At 62.8% G+C, this 16,132-nt stretch carries 12 protein-coding genes; 5 read left to right on the top strand and 7 right to left on the bottom strand.

Going from position 1 to position 16,132, the window contains the following annotated elements:
• Position 1: 1 nt before the first annotated feature.
• The 5 genes from ACOZKU_RS09705 to ACOZKU_RS09685 form a co-directional block, all read right to left on the bottom strand.
• The gene (locus ACOZKU_RS09705; RefSeq protein ID WP_421578697.1) at positions 2–1,051 is read right to left on the bottom strand and encodes an ABC transporter permease; all 1,050 of its coding nucleotides are present in this window, start codon (positions 1,049–1,051) and stop codon (positions 2–4) included.
• Positions 1,041–2,570, bottom strand: a complete 1,530-nt coding sequence (locus ACOZKU_RS09700; RefSeq protein ID WP_421578696.1) for an ABC transporter ATP-binding protein — start codon at positions 2,568–2,570, stop codon at positions 1,041–1,043. Before ACOZKU_RS09700 ends, ACOZKU_RS09705 begins: the two co-directional genes overlap by 11 nt.
• 85 nt (positions 2,571–2,655) lie before the next feature.
• Positions 2,656–3,681: a BMP family protein gene (locus tag ACOZKU_RS09695; protein WP_421578695.1), complete on the bottom strand. Its 1,026-nt coding sequence runs from the start codon at positions 3,679–3,681 to the stop codon at positions 2,656–2,658.
• A gap of 234 nt (positions 3,682–3,915) precedes the next feature.
• Positions 3,916–4,920 (bottom strand): cytochrome d ubiquinol oxidase subunit II, encoded by a 1,005-nt coding sequence (cydB, locus tag ACOZKU_RS09690; protein WP_421578694.1) that lies wholly within the window; start codon positions 4,918–4,920, stop codon positions 3,916–3,918.
• Positions 4,910–6,322 carry a cytochrome ubiquinol oxidase subunit I gene (locus ACOZKU_RS09685; protein ID WP_421578693.1) on the bottom strand — a complete coding sequence of 471 codons (1,413 nt, stop codon included), beginning with the start codon at positions 6,320–6,322 and terminating at the stop codon, positions 4,910–4,912. The genes cydB and ACOZKU_RS09685 overlap by 11 nt, the downstream gene beginning before the upstream one ends.
• A gap of 335 nt (positions 6,323–6,657) precedes the next feature.
• Here ACOZKU_RS09685 and ACOZKU_RS09680 point away from each other — a divergent pair, with 335 nt between their 5' ends.
• Both ACOZKU_RS09680 and ACOZKU_RS09675 read left to right on the top strand, forming a co-directional pair.
• Positions 6,658–7,944 carry a glucoamylase family protein gene (locus tag ACOZKU_RS09680; protein WP_421578692.1) on the top strand — a complete coding sequence of 429 codons (1,287 nt, stop codon included), beginning with the start codon at positions 6,658–6,660 and terminating at the stop codon, positions 7,942–7,944.
• A gap of 2 nt (positions 7,945–7,946) precedes the next feature.
• Positions 7,947–9,455: a mercuric reductase gene (locus tag ACOZKU_RS09675; protein WP_421578691.1), complete on the top strand. Its 1,509-nt coding sequence runs from the start codon at positions 7,947–7,949 to the stop codon at positions 9,453–9,455.
• On the opposite strand, the gene ACOZKU_RS09670 is transcribed toward ACOZKU_RS09675, so the two are convergent.
• Positions 9,444–11,192, bottom strand: a complete 1,749-nt coding sequence (locus ACOZKU_RS09670) for an ABC transporter ATP-binding protein/permease (RefSeq protein WP_421578690.1) — start codon at positions 11,190–11,192, stop codon at positions 9,444–9,446. The two genes, ACOZKU_RS09675 and ACOZKU_RS09670, sit on opposite strands and share 12 nt — an antisense overlap.
• Before the next feature lie 232 nt (positions 11,193–11,424).
• Complete coding sequence (locus tag ACOZKU_RS09665) at positions 11,425–12,039, bottom strand: TetR family transcriptional regulator C-terminal domain-containing protein (protein WP_421578689.1); 615 nt, start codon at positions 12,037–12,039, stop codon at positions 11,425–11,427.
• Positions 12,040–12,164: 125 nt separating this feature from the next.
• Here ACOZKU_RS09665 and ACOZKU_RS09660 point away from each other — a divergent pair, with 125 nt between their 5' ends.
• From ACOZKU_RS09660 to ACOZKU_RS09650, 3 genes are all read left to right on the top strand, one after another.
• A complete protein-coding gene (locus ACOZKU_RS09660; RefSeq protein ID WP_421578688.1) occupies positions 12,165–14,216 on the top strand; it encodes an FAD-dependent oxidoreductase in 2,052 nt (683 codons plus the stop codon).
• 96 nt (positions 14,217–14,312) lie between these two features.
• On the top strand, positions 14,313–14,930 hold the full coding sequence (locus tag ACOZKU_RS09655; protein ID WP_421578687.1) for a helix-turn-helix domain-containing protein: 618 nt from the start codon (positions 14,313–14,315) through the stop codon (positions 14,928–14,930).
• A 45-nt stretch (positions 14,931–14,975) separates the two neighbouring features.
• The gene (locus tag ACOZKU_RS09650; RefSeq protein ID WP_421578686.1) at positions 14,976–16,046 is read left to right on the top strand and encodes an extracellular solute-binding protein; all 1,071 of its coding nucleotides are present in this window, start codon (positions 14,976–14,978) and stop codon (positions 16,044–16,046) included.
• Positions 16,047–16,132 lie beyond the last annotated feature (86 nt).

The following is a 16,132-nucleotide window of genomic DNA, read 5'->3' as shown; positions in this document are numbered from 1 at the left end:
GTCACTTCCACCTTATCCGGAAACGGGTCAGAAGGATTGCCACCACCATCGTCAAAAGCGAGGTCGCGACCATCACGTCGGCGATGTAGCTCGGCACTTTCGCGGCCCGGCTCATGGCATCCGCACCGACGAAGATACCTGCGACGAAGATCGCCGAGGCGACGACCCCGAGCGGGTTGAGCATGGCCAGCATGGCAACGACGATGCCGCTATAGCCGTAGCCGGGCGAGAGATCGAGCGTCAGGTTGCCCTTGAGCCCGGAGACCTCGGAGAAGCCGGCAAGGGCGGCGAGCCCGCCCGAAAGCAGCGCCGTCTTCATCAGCACGCGGTTGACCGGAATGCCGACAAAGCGGGCGCCTTCGGCATTGTGCCCGACCGCACGCATCTCATAACCGAGCAGCGTCTTCTTGGTGACGACCCAGATGAAAACGGCCGCGGCAATGGCAATGATGAAGCCGAGATGCAAGCGTTTTCCCTGGATGAGGCGCGGCAACTGCGCTTCGGCGATCACTTTTTGAGATTGCGGCCAGCCCAAGCCCATCGGGTCCTTGAGCACCCCTTCGAGCAACATGGAAACGAAGAGCAGGACGATGAAGTTGAGAAGCAGGGTCGTGACCACCTCATCAACGCCGAAGCGCGTCTTCAGCACGGCCGGGCCGAGCAGCATCAGCGCGCCGGCAAGCATGGCGGCAAGCATCAGGATCGGGATCAGGATCGCGGACGGCAGCGGCAGCGCGCCGGTTCCGAGCACCACGGTCATCACGCCGCCCATATAGAGCTGAGCCTCCGCACCGATGTTCCAGAGCTTGGCACGGAAGGCGACGGCGATGGCAAGACCGGTGAAGATGAGCGGCGTGGCGCGGGTCAGCGTTTCGAACAGCGCGAACTGTGAACCGGCCGCTCCCTTGGCAACAAGGTAAAAGACCGACAGCGGCGAGGCGCCGGCCAAGAGAACGAGGATCGACGTCAGAACGAGCGTCGTCGCGATGGCCGCGACCGGAAAGAGGATGAGGGCCGCCAGAGACGGTGCGGGTTTCGGCTCAAGCCGCATGATCGCCTTGCTCCGCGCTATGGCCTGCCATCAACTCTCCCAGTTCCCTTATGCTGCGTTCGCCACGCGCCGACGGCGTGGAAAGGCGGCCTCGCGACATGACGATGACCCGGTCGGACAGCGCCAGAACCTCCTCGAGGTCCTCCGAGATCAGCAGCACGGCGGCACCCCGGTCGCGGGCGGCAAGCAGCCTGCGGTGGACATAGGCAACCGCCCCGACATCAAGACCGCGGGTCGGCTGGCTGGCCAGGATGACCGCCGGATCGGGATCGAGCGCCCGGCCGAGGATGAGTTTCTGCATGTTGCCGCCCGAAAGCAGGCGGATGCGCGCCTCGGGCGAAGGACATTTGACGTCGTAGTCGGCAATAATCTGTTCGGCGAATTTTCGGGCGGCCTTCCAGTTGAGGAAGCCCAGACGGCTAAAGCGCGGGCTGGCATAGCGCTCGGCGACGACATTTTCGGTGACGCTCATGTCGCCGATGGTGCCGACGGCATGGCGATCTTCGGGGATGCGCGCCACGCCATGCGCGAGGGCAGCACGCGGCGACCAATCGGACATGTCCCTGCCGGTGATGGAAATACGGCCGGCGGTCGGACGGCGGGTTCCCGCGAGCAGCGCCGCCAGCGCGGCCTGGCCATTGCCGGAAACGCCGGCAAGGCCCGTTATCTCACCGCCCGTGAGGGTGAGAGAGACTTCATCGAGGCCCGCGCCATTGTAGGGCACGGTGGAGATGCGATCGAGGACGAGCAGCGGCGCGCCCAGGGTGATCGGGTTCACGTCCGCCGGCTTCACCTCCTGGCCGACCATCAGGGCGGCCAGTTCCTTGCGATCGGTCGCGCTTGTTTCACGCTCGCCGGCAAGCCGGCCGGCCCGCAGTACCAGGACGCGATCGCTGACGGCCATCACCTCATGCAGCTTGTGGGAGATGAAGATGATCGAAAGGCCCTTGGCGACCAGCAGCTTCAATGTGCGGAACAGGGCGTCGGTTTCTGTCGGCGTCAACACCGCCGTCGGCTCGTCGAGGATCAGGATACGGGCATCGCGGTAGAGTGCCTTGAGGATTTCGACCCGTTGGCGCTCGCCGACCGAGAGTGTCGACACGATGGCTGCGGGATCGACCGCAAGGCCAAAATCGGCCGCCAATTGCGCGATGCGCCGGCTCGCTGCCGCCCTGTCGAGCCTTGGACGCCAGAGGCTTTCCGTGCCGAGCGCGATGTTTTCCTGCACGGTCATGTTGTCGGCAAGGGTGAAGTGCTGGTGCACCATGCCGATGCCGGCATCGAGCGCGGCACGGGGATCGCCCGGCGGCAGGAGCTTGCCGAAGGCTTCGACGGTCCCGTCGTCGGCGACATAGTGGCCGAAGAGGATGTTCATCAATGTCGTCTTGCCGGCACCGTTCTCGCCGAGTAAAGCGATGACTTCACCGCGCTTCAACTCGAAGGAAATGCCGTCATTGGCCCGAAGCGGGCCGAAACGCTTGCTGATGCCGGAGAGGCGAAGGACAGGATTACTGGACACGTCGAGCCGATCGGAAGGAACGGTGGAGGCTTTGCCGTTGGGAGAGAGGCAGTGCGAGCCGTCTCTCTCCGGCTGCGGAGAACGCTCAGGTCGATTTCGGCTCGGCGTCATCGACTGCGACGGTAAACGAGCCGTCCTTGATCGCCTTCTCCTTCTCGGCGATCTTGGCCTTGATCTCGTCGGGGACCTTGCCTTCGAAGGTGCCGAGAGGCGCCAGCGAACAGCCGCCGTTCTTCATGAAGGAATAGACGCCGTAGTCGTCGGCCTTGAAGGTGCCGGCCTTCACTTCGGCAATCGCCTTGTCGAGGGTCGGCTCGAAATGCCACAGCGCCGAGGCGACGACGGTCTCGGGATAGTCCGCCTGGGTGTCGATGACGTTACCGATGGCAAGCACCTTCTTCTCCTTGGCGGCATCGGAGACACCGAAACGCTCGGCATAAAGCAGGTCGGCGCCGCCATCGATCTGCGCGAAGGCGGTTTCCTTGGCCTTGGGCGGATCGAACCAAGAGCCGATGAAGGCGATCTGGAACTTCGTGTCGGGAGCGACTTCCTTCACGCCCGCCATGAAGGCGTTCATCAGCCGGTTGACCTCCGGGATCGGGTGCCCGCCGACCATGCCGATGTTTTTCGATTTGGTCACCGCGCCCGCGACAAGGCCGGAGAGGTAGGACGCATCCTGGATATAGTTGTCGAATACCGCGAAATTCGGCAGGGCCGCGTCCGGCTTGAAGCTCGACCCCATCAGAAAGGCGACATCGGGATAATCGCGGGCGACCGCGCGGGCCGCATCCTCCACGCCGAAAACCTCGCCGAGAATGAGCTTGTGCCCGGCCTCGCAATATTCGCGCATCACGCGCTCATAGTCATTGTTGGCGGTGTTTTCCGAATAGACATAATCGATGTCGCCGCGCTCCTTGGCGGCATTGGCCGCCTTGTGGATGCGGCTGACCCACTGCTGCTCGACAGGAACGGTATAGATCGCGGCCACCTTGATGGGCTCGGCGGCGAAGAGACGTGTTGGAAGGCCTGCGGCGGCGACTGCCGCGGTGGCGCCCGCAAGCTTGATCAGAGTTCGCCTGGAAACACCGAAATTCCGAGAATTGCTGTACATTAATTTCCCCTGTGGTTGATTGCGCGTTTGAAAGGCGTCTTTTTACCATTTGGTCAATGTAGGTGAAATTCTCGGGGGCAGCAATCTGATGCTGAGGAAATTTCATAGCGCTCACGAGCCCTTACGTGCCGATCGCAAGCTTGATGGCGAAGCCGACGACCGTCACGGCCAGCACGCCGCCGGCCCACAGGCCGACAAACCAGAGCAGCTTTCGCCCCGTCGAGGTTTCCGGCATCAGTGATAGCCCTCTTCCGGGTCGATTTTGCCGCGGAACACCCAATAAGCATAGACGGTATAGCCGAGGATCATGGGGATCAGCACCATCGCGCCGACCAGCAGGAAGGACAGGCTCTCCTGCGGGGCCGCAGCCTGCCAGATCGTCAGCGAGGCCGGCACGATATAGGGGTAGAAGCTGATGCCGATGCCGGTGAAGCCGAGGATGAAGAGACCGAGCGCTGCCAGAAACGGCCGGGTATCGTGCTCCGTTCGCAGGCCATGCACCAAAAGCGCGAAGCAGCCGAGCACGAGCAGCGGCACCAGAAGACTGAAGATCACGGTGGGCCAGCCGAACCAGCGGTCGAAGTACAGCGGCTCGAGGAAGGGTGTCCACAGGCTGAAAACGCCCATGGCGACGAGCGTGCCTATTCCAGCCCGCAGAGCGTAGCGGCGTGCGCGGGCGGCTAGATCACCGCTGGTCTTCATCACCAGCCAGGTGGCTCCAAGCAACGCATACCCGATGATGAGCGCAAGGCCGGCCGCGATGGAAAAGGGTGTGAGCCAGTCCCACCAGCCGCCGGCATAGGCGCGGTTTTCCACGGGAATGCCCTGTACCAGCGCGCCGAGCGCCACACCCTGCGTGAAGGCGGCGACCATGGAGCCGCCGGCAAAGGCGATATCCCAGAGGAACTCGCCGCGCCGGGTACGCCAGCGATATTCGAAGGCGACGCCGCGGAAAATGAGGCCGAGCAGCATGAGGATGAGCGGCATGTAGAGCGCCGGCAGGATGGTGGCGTAGGCGAGCGGGAACACCGCCATCAGCCCGCCGCCGCCCAGCACCAGCCAGGTCTCGTTACCGTCCCAGACGGGTGCCACGGAATTCATCATGACGTCGCGATCGTGTTTCTCCTTGAAAAAGGGAAAGAGGATGCCGACGCCGAGATCGAAACCATCGAGAATGACATAGGCGAGCACGGCAAAGGCGATGATGGCCGCCCAGATGAAGGGAAGATCAAGCGCCATGGTGGTGGTTCCCGGTGCTGGTTGCCGCGGCCGGCGTGATGCCGGTGGAACGGAGCGGCCCTTCGGCAAGATCGGGCATAGGATCGCGCGGTAGGCGGGCCATCAGGCGCAGGATATAGAACGTGCCGGCGCCGAAAACGAGGAAATAGACGACGATGAAGGCAATCAGCGAGGTTGCCACGGCCGGCGCGTCGATGGGCGCGACGGACTGGGCGGTCAGCAGGTGGCCATAGACCGTATAGGGCTGGCGGCCGACCTCTGTCGTCACCCATCCGGCGAGCACGGCGACGAAACCGGCAGGCCCCATGACGATGGCGGCGCGGTGCAGCCAGCGGTTCTCGTCGAGCGTGCCGCGCCAGCGACACCAGAGCGACCAGAGCCCAAGGCCGAGCATGGCAAAGCCGATGGCGACCATGATGCGGAAGGACCAGAAGACAACGGCGACGGGCGGTTGCAGTTCCCTCGGCACCGTATCGAGCCCGGCAAGCGGCGCATTCAGATCGTGCTTCAGAATGAGGCTCGACAGTTTCGGGATTTCGACGGCGTAGTCGACACGCTGCTCGGCGGAGTTCGGAAGACCGAAGAGGATGAGCGGCGCGCCGTCGGGATGGCTCTGATAGTGCCCTTCCATCGCCATGACCTTGACCGGCTGGTGCTCCAGCGTGTTGAGCCCGTGCATGTCCCCGGCGAAGATCTGGATGGGGGCGACGATGGCCGCCATCCACATGGCCATGGAGAACATCGTTTTCGCCCGCTTCGGCGCGTCGCCGCGCAACAGATGATACGCGCCGACCGCACCGACGACGAGGGCGGTGGTGAGATAGGCAGCCAGCACCATGTGCACGAGGCGATAGGGGAAAGACGGGTTGAAGATCACCGCCCACCAGTCGGTCGGGACGAACTGCCCCGCCTCGTTTACGGAAAATCCGGCCGGCGTCTGCATCCAGGAATTGGCGGCAAGGATCCAGGTGGCCGAAATCAGCGTGCCCAGTGCGACCATCAACGTGGCGAAGAAGTGGAGCTTCGGGCCGACGCGGTTGAGGCCGAACAGCATGACCCCCAGAAAGCCCGCTTCCAGGAAGAATGCCGTCATCACCTCATAGCCCATCAAGGGGCCGATGACCGGTCCGGCCTTGTCGGAAAAAACGCTCCAGTTCGTGCCGAACTGGTAGGACATGACGATGCCCGAGACGACGCCCATGCCAAAAGCGAGCGCAAAAATCGTCTTCCAGAAATTGAAGAGCGCAAAATAGACTTCGTCTTTCGTCCAGAGCCACAGCCCTTCCAGCACGGCGAGATAGCTCGCAAGACCGATCGAAAAGGCCGGAAAGACGATGTGGAAGGAGACGGTGAAGGCAAACTGGAAGCGGGCAAGCAGCGTTGCGTCCAACTGTTCGAACATGGGCCACGTCCTTTCATCGGGCAGCCGCGGGCCTTTTCAAGCCGCTGCCTCCGGGAAAGGATGTGGCTTCCGACCGATAAAAGTCAATTCGGCGCACACGCCCACGTTGCCGCACCGCGACAATCGCCCGCGTGCGGCATTTCGCTCGAAAATCTGCAAGTCCTTAATGCGGCCAAACCCTCGGGAGGAGCGCGTAAGCGAGGCGCCGAGCATGATCGTCAACATACCCCGTAATACACGCGCAACCTCCGTTGCCTTCTGAGTGCCCTTCGTTATGGTTGGGCCTGACGCCCGCCCCCGGGGATTTGCAGCGTCCCGTCAATGGCAGGAGCGAGATGGACGGCTTGAAGCACCTTTCAGACGAGGCGCTGGTCCTCCGGCTCCAGCGCGCCGCCTTTTCCTATCTGACCGATTATGCCGATATGGAGACAGGCCTCGTGGCCGACACGTCCCGGGCCGGATCGCCTTGCAGTATCGCCGTCGTAGGGTTTGCACTCTCCGCCTATCCGGTGGCCATCGAAAACGGCTGGCTATCTCGCTCAGAAGCCGCGCGCCTCACGCTCAAGGTGCTGAAATTCCTGCTCGAAAGCGAGCAGAGCGAGGCGCCGGACGCCACGGGTTACAAGGGCTTCTACTACCATTTCCTGGATATGAAGACTGGCCGGCGCGTCTGGCAGTGCGAACTCTCGCTGATCGACTCCGCCCTCTTGATCGCCGGCATTCTGGTCGCGGCCGGCTATTTCAACGGCGGCGGGGTGGAAAGCGAAATCCGCGACCGCGCCGATGCACTCTATCGCCGCGTCGACTGGCACTGGGCTCAGAACGGCACATCCGGCCTGTCACAGGGCTGGAAGCCGGAATGCGGCTTTCTTCACTATGGTTGGGAAGGCTATAACGAGGCGACGATCCTCTATATCCTCGGGTTGGGATCGCCGACCTTCCCGCTCTCGGCCAGTTGCTACGAGACCTGGAGCCTCACCTATCAATGGGAGAACCTGCTGGACCGCAACGTGCTCTATTCCGGTCCGCTCTTTACCCATCTGTTTTCCCACGCCTGGATTGACTTCCGCGGCATCCGTGATGCGTTCATGCAGGAGAAGAACAGCGATTATTTCGAGAACACGAGGAGCGCGATCGCCATCCACCGCGCCTATGGCGAGCGTAATCCCTATGAGTTCGACGGTTACAGCCGTGATTTCTGGGGCGTGACGGCCGGCGAGGGCCCTCCTGCCGCCGCACATCGCGGCATGGGGCGCGACCGCCGTTTCTTCGGTTATATGTCGCGCGGCATACCCTATGGCCCGGATGATGGCACGATCTCCCCCTGGGCGATGCTTGCCACTCTGCCTTTCACGCCCGAAGCTGCCCTTTCCGGCACGCGTCATCTGCTCGAACACTATCCGCAGGTCATTAGCCATGACCGGTTTTCCAGCGGTTTCAATCCAACCTTGCGCTCCGGCTCCAAAGCCTGGCTTTCGGAAGGATGGTACGGACTGGATCAGGGCCTTTTGGCAATCAGCATCGAAAACCACCGCAGCGGGCTGATCTGGGACATCATGCGCACGTGTCCCTATATTCGTGACGGCCTGGCACATGCCGGCTTCACGGGTGGATGGCTATAGATATGCATCGCACCGCACCCCGAACACGCTCCAGTGACGACACGCTGTTTTCCCGGCGCGTGCGCCCGCAGGATTGGCGCAATCCTCAGCCGAAAGACCTTTACGATCTCGTCATTGTCGGCGCCGGTCCGGCGGGTATCGCCGCGGCGGAATATGCCGCCAGGCGCGGCTTTTCCGTTGCCCTTGTCGAGCGCACCGCTCTCGGTGGAGACACACTGCACACTGGTTCGGTACCTTCGAAAGCCCTTATTCGGACCGCCCATGTGTATGATGCCATGCGTGATGCTGACGAATTCGGCGCACCGCTGCCCGAACAACCGGCGCTCGATTTCGCCGCTGCCCTTGCGCGGATGCGGCGCATCCGCACGCGCATTTCCGTCTATCATTCGGCTGATGAGCTCGCCGCGCTGGGCATCGACATCTTCTTTGGCGCGGCTCGTTTCGCAGGTAGCGACCGGCTGTACATCGACAAAACCCTTCTGCCCTTCCGCAAGGCCCTGATCGCCACAGGCGCGCGCCCGAAAATTCCCGACATTCCGGGTTTGGAACAGGCCGGCTACCAGACCAGCTCGACGATTTTCGATGTGAAAGAATTGCCGAAACGGCTCGTCGTCATCGGTGGGGGACCGCTCGGCTGCGAACTGGCGCAGGCCTTCTGCCGGCTGGGCACGCATGTGACGATCGTCCAGAACAATCCCAAATTCCTGCCGCGCGAGGAGCGCGACGCCGCCGAAATCCTGAATTGGTCTATGGCACGCGACGGCATGGAAATCCGCCTCAACACCATCGTCACGGCTGCCCGGCGGGATGGCGACACGAAGATCCTCGAAACGCTCAACAACGAAGTGAGGGGCGAAATCGCGGCCGACGAAATCCTGGTCTGCACCGGCCGGGTGCCCAATATCGAAACGCTCGATCTTGCGGCCGCCGGTATTGCGTCCAACCCTCGCCGTGGCATCACGGTCGATGAATTCCTGTGCAGCAGCAACCCGGACGTCTATGCCGCCGGCGACGCCTGCCTGCCGCTGAAATTCACGAATGCCGCGCAATCGTCCGCGCGCATCGCGGCCGCCAATGCACTGACGCAGGCCGGTCGAAAACACGACAATTCGGTCATTCCCTGGTGCACCTATTGCAGCCCCGAGATCGCCCATATCGGCCTGCAGGTTTGGGACGCCCGCCGACAGTCCATCCCCATCAAGAGCTATACGGTCATGCTGAACGACGTCGACCGCGCCATCACCGATGGCGAGGAGACAGGTTTCGTCAAGATCCACATCGCAGAAGGCACGGACCGGATCCTCGGCGCCACCATCGTCGCCTCCCATGCGAGCGAGTTGATCAACGAGATCGCCGTCATCATGAGCACCGGCATTGGCATGACGGCGCTCGCCGAGGTGATCCATACCTATCCGGCCCAATCCGGCGCGATTCTCCAGGCGGCACAAGCCTATCGTCGCGATGTCGACACGGCCGTCCGGCAAGCCACTCCCGGAGGCCTATACGTGTAGCCTCGACGCTTCGGCCACCGTTTCGAGGTGGAGCACATGCGAAAATAGCCCGCCGTGCCCGTCTTCCGTTCCCATGGCGATGATGGCAGAGCCCGCCAGCTCGTTGCGGAAGATCGAAGCCATCCGCTCACCATTTTCGCCATTGATCAGATCGCCGATATCATCGATCACGATCCAGCTGGGACGTTGCAGCAGCAATTGCACGACATTCAGCATCCGGCGTTCGTCGTTGCCGAATTCATGTTCCCAGCGGGCGGTGCGATCGAGGGATGCCGACAGGCGCTCCAGCCCCACCCTTTTCAGTCCGGCGACGATCGCCTCGGTCGAGCAGACTTCGGTCTCGCGCGGGTAGCAGAGCGCCGCACGCAACGTTCCGAACGGCAGATAGGGATCGCGTACCGCAAAGGCGATGCCACCCTCTTGCTGCAGCCGCACGGTGCCTTTGCCCCAGTGCCAGAGACCGGCGATCGTGTGTGCCAGAAGCGTCTTGCCGGCTCCCATCGCGCCGGTCACGAGCACATGTTCGCCGGGGCGGATCATCACCTGCTGCTCCGACAACCGAATGGGACCGGACGGCGCGTCCATCTCCAGTTCATCAAGGACGAGAACCGGCTCGGGCGACGGAATGAAAGCGATGCGGCCGGTTGACCCGTCCTCGGCATCGGCTTCCAGCAGCGCAAGACGGAACGCGGCGACACGGCGCAACGTCGCGCGCCAGTCGGCGATGGAGCCGATATTGTCGACGAACCAGCGCAGCGCAGCGTGAAACTGGTTGAAGGCCCCCACCGCCATCATCAGGCCGCCAAAGGTCATGTCGCCACCGAAATAGACGGGGGCCGCGATGATGATCGGCGCCACGATCGTCACCCAGCCGTAACCCGAAGTGACCCAAGCAAGGCGGACCATGGCTGAGACAATATGGCGGGTGGCAACCACGACCGCGCCGAGATTTTGCTGCAGTCGCCGCTTCTCATCGCCCTCACCGCCGGAAACCGCAATCGCGTCGAGCTGCTCGTTCACCCGCACAAGCGCATAGCGAAGGTCTGCCTCGCGGGCGTAACGGTCACCATTGAGGGCAATCAAGGGACGCCCGACCATCCAGCTGAGCCAGGAGGCGGTTCCTGAATAAAGTATGGCGGCCCAGACCATGTAGCCCGGAATCTGGAACGCCTCACCCCGAACATGGAAAACGAATCCTGATGAGAGTGCCCAGAGCACGCCGACAAAGCTCACCAGCAAAACGCCCGCTTGCAGAAGACCGACGCCGAGATCGACGGTAAGATCACTGAGGTGCCGGACATCCTCATGCAGCCGTTGATCGGGATTGATGCCGATTGGCCCACGCCGTGCCACGCGGAAGGCGCGGCCGGGCAGCAACCATTCGGCCATCATATCCAGCGTCAGAGCTTCACGCAGCTTCAGGTGCAGCATTTGGTTGAGCCACAATTGGGCGACATTGAGCACGAGCAACGTGCCGGCGATCTCGAAAAACACCAGCAACTGCGACAGAAACACCGGCATGTTGCGCTGCTGGAGCGCGTCGTAGAAGGGCTGGTTCCAGCGGTTGAGAACGATCTGTCCATAGGCGGTGGCAAGGATGACTGCAAAGATCCCTGCGGCAAGCATCAACAGGATATGCCGAAGCGGCGAGCCGACGAACGCCGCCACCATGGTCGACACATATTCGCGCAGCCCCCGCTCCTCTACCGCGTCGCGCGCCTGGTCCGGATCTGCCATGGTTGGCACCTCTGTATGGATTACGTCGCAAATTGCCGGCCTCCCGGCCCCGCAAACTACACCAGGCACGGACCATCCGGACAGAGATACTGCATGATCCTCTCGCCGTCTTTCCCATTGAAGAGAAACGCCGTCGCCACAATAGAATGCGCCGCCGCAGATGAAGCGGAACGCCTGATCCTCGGCGAAACGGATCGACGCCGTTTTCGTTTTTCCCACAGATGCCGTCTTGCTAGAGCCGGATATCCAGCAGTTTTTCGATGGAGTGGATGCCGAGCGCAATCAGCCGATCCAGGCCATCCGGCGACTGGCTGAGGCCGGCTTCGATCCAGAGGCCGTCGAGCATCGCATGAACGGTGATGGTGGTGGTCTCCACCTCCTGCGCCGAGAGCCGCCGCCCCTCGGCGGCGAAGACGGCGGCGATCAGCGGTTCGGTGGCGCGGCGCAGCGCCAGGTAGCTCTCCTCACGTATGGCGGCGATCTGCGGATCGACTCGGCTCTGGCTGACGAAGGTTGCCCAGAGCGACAAAAGACGCGCATTCGAAGCCGGCGTGTCGAGCGTTGCGACGATGAAGCGGCGCAGCCGCGCATGCGGCGTTCCCTCGGTCGCGTTCAATTCGCGCATCGAATTGGTGGTGATGAGCGCGATGGTGCGACGGTAGGCGGCAAGGATAAGGTTCGCCTTGGCATCGAAGTGGTGCCGGATCAGGCCATTCGAGACCCCTGCCTTCGCCGCGACGGCGCGCACGGACGTACCCTGGATGCCCAGTTCGGCAATGCACTCCAGCGTCGCCTCGATGAGGTCGCGCTGTTTTCCGCTATCGGGCATGTCGTCGTAGCCTGTCATGTCCAAGCTCCCTGCATCCAAGCCTCATAGCCCGAAACTGCCCTGCTCTCCAAATTTCCCGCTATACACTTGCATAGTGCTATGCAAGTGTATAGCGGGAATGCGGGTGCAAAGGGAGGAAGACCATGCGCGATCCACGTTACGACATCCTGTTCGAGCCGGTCCGCATTGGCCCGCTCACCACCCGCAACCGCTTCTATCAGGTGCCGCATTGCAGCGGCATGGGCCACCGCTATCCCGAGGCGGACCTTGCGCTTCGCCGGATGAAGGCCGAGGGCGGCTGGGGCGTGGTCTCGACGCAGGAGACCGAAATCCACCCCTCCTCCGACATTTCGCCCTCCAACCAGCAGCGTATCTGGGACGATCACGATATAGGCCGGCTGGCGCAGCTGACGGAGGCCGTGCACGCGCATGGCAGTCTCGCGGCGATCCAGCTCGTGCACAACGGCATCCACACCGCCAATCGCCTGACCCGCATCGCGCCCTACGGTCCTTCGGACATGGTGGTGGATGTCGAGGACCCGGTGCAGGCCCGCGCCATGGACAAGGCCGACATCGCCGCCTTCCGAAAGTGGCACCGCGATGCCGCGCTCCGGGCCAAGCGCGCCGGTTTCGATATTGTCTATGTCTATGCCGGACACGACATGACGCTGCTCCAGCACTTCTTGCTGCAACGGCACAATTCCCGCACCGATGAATATGGCGGCAGTTTCGAAAACCGCCTGCGGCTGTTCCGCGAGGTCTTGGCCGACACCCGCGATGCCGTCGGCGACCGTTGCGCCATCGCCGTGCGCTTCGCCGTTGAGGAATTGCTGGGCGCCGATGGCTTGCAGCACGATGGCGAGGGCCGTGATGTCGTCGCCGCACTGGCCGAGGAGCCCGACCTCTGGGACGTCAATCTCTCCAACTGGTCGAACGACAGCCAGACGGCCCGCTTCTCGCAGGAAGGATTCCAGGAAGCCTATACCGCCTTCGTGAAGACGGTGACGACGAAGCCCGTCGTCGGTGTCGGTCGCTATACTTCGCCAGACGCGATGGTGCGGGCGATCCGCACCGGCGTGCTCGATCTCATCGGTGCCGCCCGCCCCTCGATTGCCGATCCCTTCTTGCCGAAGAAGATCGAAGAGGGCCGCATCGACGATATCCGGGAATGCATCGGCTGCAACATCTGTACGGCCGGCGACAACACAGTCGTGCCGATGCGCTGCACGCAGAACCCGACCGTCGGCGAAGAAGCCCGTAAGGGCTGGCATCCGGAAATCATTCCATCGCTTTCAAAACCGCAAGCCGTGCTCGTCATCGGCGGCGGCCCGGCGGGGCTCGAGGCCGCGCGCGCGCTTGCCCAGCGTGGGGCGGATGTTACGGTCGCGGAGGCTGGGCGCGAATGGGGCGGTCGCGTCACCAAAGAAGCGAAGCTGCCCGGGCTTGCGACCTGGGCGCGGGTGCGCGACTGGCGTATGACCCAGCTGCGGCAGGCCCCGAATGTCGAACTCTATCTCGATAGTCCCCTCACCGCCGAGGATGTGCTGTCCTACGGCATCCGGCATGTGGCGATCGCCACCGGCGCCCGCTGGCGCACCGACGGTGTCGGCAGGACGCATCGCGCGCCCTTGTCCTTCCTGTCGGACAGTCCCGTCGTCGGTGTCGATGCCCTTCTGGAGCGCGGGGTGAATGCCCTTGCGAATGATGGTCCCGTCGTGGTCTTCGATGACGATCGCTATTATATGGCAAGCGTTTTGGCTGAAATGATTGCACAGTCGGGCCGCAAGGTGACCTTCGTCACGCCGGCCGCCATCGTCGCACCCTTTACCGATCACACCCTGGAACAGCGGCGGGTGCACACCCGCCTGATGGAGCTCGGCATCGATATCGTGCTGCTGCACCAGCTGGGCGATTTCAGGCCGGATGTCCTGAGTGTCGAATGCATCTATTCCGGCAAGCGGCGCGAGATCGCCTGTTCCACCCTGGTGCCCGTGACGGCGCGCCTGCCGGTCGCCACGCTCTGGCATGACCTGTCGGCGGCTTCGGGCGCCTGGGCCGATCATGGCATCGAAAGCGTGGAGCGGATCGGCGACTGCCTTGCGCCCGGCATCATCGCCGCCGCGAACTATGCCGGCCATTTCTACGCCCGCAAGTTCGCCGGTATTGAGGCCGACGACTACAGTGCCTATCGCTGATCGACCCATGGCCTGCAAAAAAATCTGCGTCGCGATCCATTTCACGATTGCTAATCCCCGCTCCACTTAATATGTTGTTAAGTGAGGAGTGAGGCTATGGATGACATCGCGATAGCGACGAAGAATCAGGCCGTCATCGGTGAGAAGGTCAAGGCCTTTCGCGCGGCCCGGCGCATGTCGCTCAGGGCGCTGGGCGATGCGACGGGCACGACCGCAAGCTTCCTCAGCCAGCTCGAGCGCGGTCTCAGCGGCGTCAATATCAGCACGCTGATGCGCATCGCCGGTGCGCTCGGCATAAGCCTTACGGACCTGTTCGACGACGCCTCTCCGCCGGTTGGGCGTGTGTTGCGCAAAGACGAACGCCCGGCTCTGCCGCCGGCGGAGGGCTATCGCAAGATGCTCCTGTCGCGGCGGCCGATCCGCGACATGGAGGTCTATATCGGCGAGTTCGATCCGGGTGGCTCGACGGGCGAGAAGCCTTATAGCCACGGGGATTCGCAGGAACTCTTCTTCGTGATCCGCGGCGAGGTGGAGCTTACCCTCGGCGAGGAACGTCATATGCTGTCCTCCGGTGACAGTATCGAATATCCAAGCTCGGTTCCGCACAAGACCGTCAATATCGGCACGGAAACCGCTGAAGTCATCTGGATGATCGCGCCGCCCACCAGCGTCGCGGATGATCTCGACCAATACCTGCCCCGGCCCGGCTCGTAGCCCCGGCAGGAACAACTGAACGCGAGCGCTACTGGGAGTATCAACATGAAGAAATTTGCGAGGGCTTTTGCCCTGACGATGACGTGCGCCCTGGCGTTGCCTGTGTTCGCGCAGGACAAGCCGGTCGCCGGCGAGGTAAAGGAAGGCTCGCTCAAGGGCAAGACGCTGACCTTCGTCTCCTATGGCGGCATCTATCAGGACGGCCAGGTCGCCGCCCTCAAGGAATTCGTCGACAAATCCGGCGTGACGCTGCTCAACGACGGCCCGACGGAAATCGCCAAGCTGAAGGCGCAGGTCGATGCCGGCAACGTCACTTGGGATGTCGTGGATACTGCCGACCTGCCGCCCTACGTGCATTGCGGCACGCTGTTCCAGAAGCTCGATCTTTCCAAGCTCGACGTCTCGAAAATCCCGCCCGGCCAGGTCGGTGAATGCTCGGTTCCGGCGATGAACTACGGTGTCGTCCTGATGTACAAGAACGACACCTACAAGGATAACCCGCCGAAGAACTGGATCGATTTCTTCGACACGGAAAAGTTCCCAGGCACGCGGGCCATCGACGGTTCGGGTGATCCGACCGGCGGCCTGATCGAGCAGGCTTTCAAGGCGACGGGCGGCGACCCGAAGGCGATGACGGCCGACGATATCGAGAAGGGCATCCAGAAACTGCGCGATCTCGGCCCCGACACGATCTATTGGAAGACCGGCGCGGAAAGCCAGCAGCTTGCCGAGTCCGGCGAAGCCGACATGATCATGATGTGGACCGGCCGCGCCATGACCGCCGTGAAGAACGGCGCTGCCTACACGCCGGTCTGGCAGGACTGGCTGGTCGTGATGGATCAGATGACCATTCCGGTCGGCGTCAAGGATACCGATGCCGCCTATGCGCTGCTCAATGCCTATCTCGGCGCGAACGCGCAGGCGATCCTGACCGAAAAGACCTCCTATACGCCGATCAACTCGGACGCCAAGCCGAAGGTCGATGATGCGACGGCGGCCTTCCTCACCTCGACTCCGGAGCGCAATGCGCAGGGCTACCAGCAGAACATTCCGTTCTGGGTGAAGAACTTCGATCTCGCCGCCGAGAAGTGGAACGCGCTGCTTTCGGGCAACTGAGGCCACGGCCTCGGTTGTTTTGCCGAAGCGCGCTGCGAGTGCCCCTCACCCTAACCCTCTCCCCGCAAGCGGGGAGAGGGTTAGGG

The sequence above is a fragment of the Shinella sp. M31 genome, assembly GCF_049199205.1.
Classification (GTDB): domain Bacteria; phylum Pseudomonadota; class Alphaproteobacteria; order Rhizobiales; family Rhizobiaceae; genus Shinella.
The sequence above is the reverse complement of the archived record's forward strand: the minus strand, read 5'-3'. Positions and strand labels throughout refer to the sequence as shown.

Coding starts and splice junctions, on each gene's coding strand:
- ACOZKU_RS09685 (WP_421578693.1), bottom strand. CDS start 6,322: ATGTTCGAACAGTTGGACGCAACGCTGCTTGCCCGCTTCCAGTTTGCC.
- ACOZKU_RS09665 (WP_421578689.1), bottom strand. CDS start 12,039: ATGACAGGCTACGACGACATGCCCGATAGCGGAAAACAGCGCGACCTC.
- cydB (WP_421578694.1), bottom strand. CDS start 4,920: ATGGCGCTTGATCTTCCCTTCATCTGGGCGGCCATCATCGCCTTTGCC.
- ACOZKU_RS09650 (WP_421578686.1), top strand. CDS start 14,976: ATGAAGAAATTTGCGAGGGCTTTTGCCCTGACGATGACGTGCGCCCTG.
- ACOZKU_RS09660 (WP_421578688.1), top strand. CDS start 12,165: ATGCGCGATCCACGTTACGACATCCTGTTCGAGCCGGTCCGCATTGGC.
- ACOZKU_RS09675 (WP_421578691.1), top strand. CDS start 7,947: ATGCATCGCACCGCACCCCGAACACGCTCCAGTGACGACACGCTGTTT.
- ACOZKU_RS09670 (WP_421578690.1), bottom strand. CDS start 11,192: ATGGCAGATCCGGACCAGGCGCGCGACGCGGTAGAGGAGCGGGGGCTG.
- ACOZKU_RS09680 (WP_421578692.1), top strand. CDS start 6,658: ATGGACGGCTTGAAGCACCTTTCAGACGAGGCGCTGGTCCTCCGGCTC.
- ACOZKU_RS09705 (WP_421578697.1), bottom strand. CDS start 1,051: ATGCGGCTTGAGCCGAAACCCGCACCGTCTCTGGCGGCCCTCATCCTC.
- ACOZKU_RS09695 (WP_421578695.1), bottom strand. CDS start 3,681: ATGTACAGCAATTCTCGGAATTTCGGTGTTTCCAGGCGAACTCTGATC.
- ACOZKU_RS09655 (WP_421578687.1), top strand. CDS start 14,313: ATGGATGACATCGCGATAGCGACGAAGAATCAGGCCGTCATCGGTGAG.